Origin of the sequence: Acinetobacter sp. YH12043 (genome assembly GCF_013419915.1) — a bacterium.
Lineage (GTDB): Bacteria > Pseudomonadota > Gammaproteobacteria > Pseudomonadales > Moraxellaceae > Acinetobacter.
Genome location: NZ_VOZD01000055.1, coordinates 1 through 2581 on the forward strand (window position 1 = coordinate 1; position 2581 = coordinate 2581).

Annotated in this window: 5 protein-coding genes and 1 pseudogene; 3 read left to right on the forward strand and 3 right to left on the reverse strand. The window is 33.9% G+C overall.

All coding sequences use genetic code 11. From position 1 onward, the window contains the following. Positions 1 to 121 precede the first annotated feature (121 nt). From FTU01_RS15370 to FTU01_RS15380, 3 genes and pseudogenes are all read right to left on the reverse strand, one after another. The gene (locus FTU01_RS15370; protein ID WP_070155405.1) at positions 122 to 436 is read right to left on the reverse strand and encodes a hypothetical protein; all 315 of its coding nucleotides are present in this window, start codon (positions 434 to 436) and stop codon (positions 122 to 124) included. A 2-nt stretch (positions 437 to 438) separates the two neighbouring features. Beyond that, positions 439 to 852 (reverse strand): hypothetical protein, encoded by a 414-nt coding sequence (locus tag FTU01_RS15375; protein WP_179989130.1) that lies wholly within the window; start codon positions 850 to 852, stop codon positions 439 to 441. Between the two features lie 133 nt (positions 853 to 985). After that, positions 986 to 1081: pseudogene (locus FTU01_RS15380) on the reverse strand (transposase domain-containing protein); the annotation flags it as partial. Between the two features lie 88 nt (positions 1082 to 1169). Here FTU01_RS15380 and FTU01_RS15385 point away from each other — a divergent pair. Genes FTU01_RS15385 through FTU01_RS15395 form a run of 3 tightly spaced genes read left to right on the forward strand, consistent with a single transcriptional unit; the run spans position 1170 to position 2141 of the window. Continuing rightward, the gene (locus tag FTU01_RS15385) at positions 1170 to 1493 is read left to right on the forward strand and encodes a transcriptional regulator (protein WP_104505828.1); all 324 of its coding nucleotides are present in this window, start codon (positions 1170 to 1172) and stop codon (positions 1491 to 1493) included. Continuing rightward, the gene (locus FTU01_RS15390; RefSeq protein WP_104505827.1) at positions 1474 to 1788 is read left to right on the forward strand and encodes a DNA-binding transcriptional regulator; all 315 of its coding nucleotides are present in this window, start codon (positions 1474 to 1476) and stop codon (positions 1786 to 1788) included. The genes FTU01_RS15385 and FTU01_RS15390 overlap by 20 nt, the downstream gene beginning before the upstream one ends. 38 nt (positions 1789 to 1826) lie before the next feature. Beyond that, positions 1827 to 2141 (forward strand): hypothetical protein, encoded by a 315-nt coding sequence (locus FTU01_RS15395; RefSeq protein WP_104505826.1) that lies wholly within the window; start codon positions 1827 to 1829, stop codon positions 2139 to 2141. Positions 2142 to 2581: the final 440 nt, after the last annotated feature.

Genomic DNA, 2581 nt, shown 5'->3' on the forward strand with positions numbered 1-2581 from the left:
GAATAACAGAAAAAACCTAGGCACTGGCCTAGGTGTTAAATTAAAAAAATACATAAAAATTAAGGCTATAGTCTCAATTTTTCAACTTCGTATAACGTGTATTATGTTAATTTTAGAAGATCTATACAATTCTGTACTTTTTCACAATCATAGAAAAAGCAAATAAAATACTTATCCAAAATAAATAATCAATAAAAAAATTGAGAAAAACAAATTGATCCATGCCGATGAAAATAAATAAAGGATTGATACTTATACTTCCGACTGGAGAGGTTTCACCATCTATAAGGAACTGGAGAGGAAATCCCCCAGCTATGACTTTAACTTTTTCAAGCTTATCTACAACTATGCGAGCAACTAATATATTTTTTTGATAAAGCAAAGATACGTAAGTCAAAATAATCGCTAAAAAATTAAAATATAATATTTTTTTCATAACTATTCTTTATCTTTTAAGTTAATTAAAAACAGCCAATAACATAAGCCAGGAAATAGAGCCAGAAAGCTAGCCCATGTATTGGTATACATCTTCCACCAATCTTCAGCAATCTTTCCAGTATGCCCCCATCCTAAAAGAATAAAAAATGGAGTAGCAATAATTAGAGAGGTAATACAGATGGTTAATAAATTAAGTCTGTTATAACGATTTAAAAGAATTGAGAATATGTAGCTAAAAGGCACAGTCAAAATACAATAAGCCAAGTAAATAAGACCGTGTCCTACAAGAACTACGAAAATCGAGTATAGGCTGTATTCGTGATTCACTGCGATAAACAGGACTGTTGTTAAAAAAAGTAAAGGTAAAGGAGCAAGTAAGAGTGCTTTTACTATTTGTTCATTTGAGTATTTCACTAATTTAATTCTCTTATCTACTCAATAAATAATAATACTATAACGATTTTATTGGAGGTTTTTTGATTCTATTTAACATAATGGTGGTTATACGAATTGAACGTAAGCGTCCGCTGAACCCCATGCCTATTTTTTAATTCGGTTCAGGTTTCCAGCGGTGTGGTAGCAATTCTTCAATCTGAGTCACTTTATGTGTCGGCAACCTTTTCAGCACATCACTTAAATAGGCATTTAATCCTGAGAACTAAGAATTATCATTTAAAAATACCACAAAGTAGTATAAAATAAACTACTACAAGGTAGTATGAATGCAATCAATGTATACAATATGTGAGACTCCATTATTTACTAAATACTGTCTTGTTTATTGGACTCAGGAAGAATATGAGGAATTCAAAACATTCTTAGCATTAAATCCTGAAGCAGGAGATGTAGAGCCTAATGCAGGTGGTATTCGTAAGATTAGATGGACTAGCGGTGGTAGAGGTAAAAGTGGTGGTGTCAGAGTCATCTACTTTAATCGTTTAGCAAATGGAGAGATTTGGTTATTAACCTTGTACAGTAAAAAGCAAACTGTACAGCTTAGTAAGAAGACTCTTCAAGCATTAGTGGAGAAACTAAATGACTCGTTTAATGACTGAAAAAGAACTTGAGGCTTTTGAAGCAACTAGGGATATTGAAGCTGAAATATTACAAGGCATCGACGATATGCTTACTAGTAATGCAGCGAAAAGAACCGTAATCACTGAGACAGATGTAGCGTTAGCTCGTAGAAAGGCTCAACTAACACAAGATCAGTTTGCTAAGATTCTTGGCGTATCAAGACGTACTCTTGAATCATGGGAACAAGGTGCGAGAAGACCATCAGGAGCAGCAACATCCCTTATTCGATTATTTATTGTTGATCCAAAATTTGTAAAAGAGAGTCTGGCTTAATTTAGACAGCTCTCTACTATATTTATTTAAGGTTTTTTATGAAGCACTTAGGATTTGTGGGAAAAAGTACTGAATATTTAGGGTATACCCATATTGAAATTATCAATAGCTCATTACGCTTATCTTTCAATATTCCATCAACAAAAGATCTAGAAGAAACCTTTAAAAAGATAGTCGAAAATAACTATGATTTACTCATGGAAACATCAGCAGAAATCGAGTTCGAATTAGAAAGTGAAACGCTAGCAAAGATAGAAACCATCATAAAAGAAAAAGGGATTGAACTTGATGAGTTTGTTCAAAATGCGCTGATTAAACTTATCAACCAAAATGAATTGGCTAAGACTGATTAGACCTTAAATGCAGACAATAAAAAACCCCAGCATCCTGCCGGGGTTTCTCATATTGGGTTGCTAGGTATGACTCCTGTCTTACCTCACGCTCCTGGTGCGATCTTTCTTATTCTTGTTGTTTGGAACTTCCTGTTCCTGATGAGTTCATCATAGGAAAATTCCACTGTTCCTGGTAGCCGCAAAGAGCCGAGATTGTTGTGCGCCAGGGCGTACAAAATAGCCTAAATTTTATCCACAGCCATTGGGGATAGTTTCGGATCCTGAAAGCCGATGAAATGGGCACTGATTGCCAAATTGATCGTTTTTTAATCAAATTTACTGGCAAAATATTACAGATCTGCTTAAAAACTCACCAACTTATTACAAAAGCCGATTTTTTGCTTTTTCTTAGTCATGGCTAAATTTTCAAGTGATTGATATTTATATTAATATACAAGTGT

Coding starts and splice junctions, on each gene's coding strand:
- FTU01_RS15370 (WP_070155405.1), bottom strand. CDS start 436: ATGAAAAAAATATTATATTTTAATTTTTTAGCGATTATTTTGACTTAC.
- FTU01_RS15385 (WP_104505828.1), top strand. CDS start 1,170: ATGTATACAATATGTGAGACTCCATTATTTACTAAATACTGTCTTGTT.
- FTU01_RS15390 (WP_104505827.1), top strand. CDS start 1,474: ATGACTCGTTTAATGACTGAAAAAGAACTTGAGGCTTTTGAAGCAACT.
- FTU01_RS15395 (WP_104505826.1), top strand. CDS start 1,827: ATGAAGCACTTAGGATTTGTGGGAAAAAGTACTGAATATTTAGGGTAT.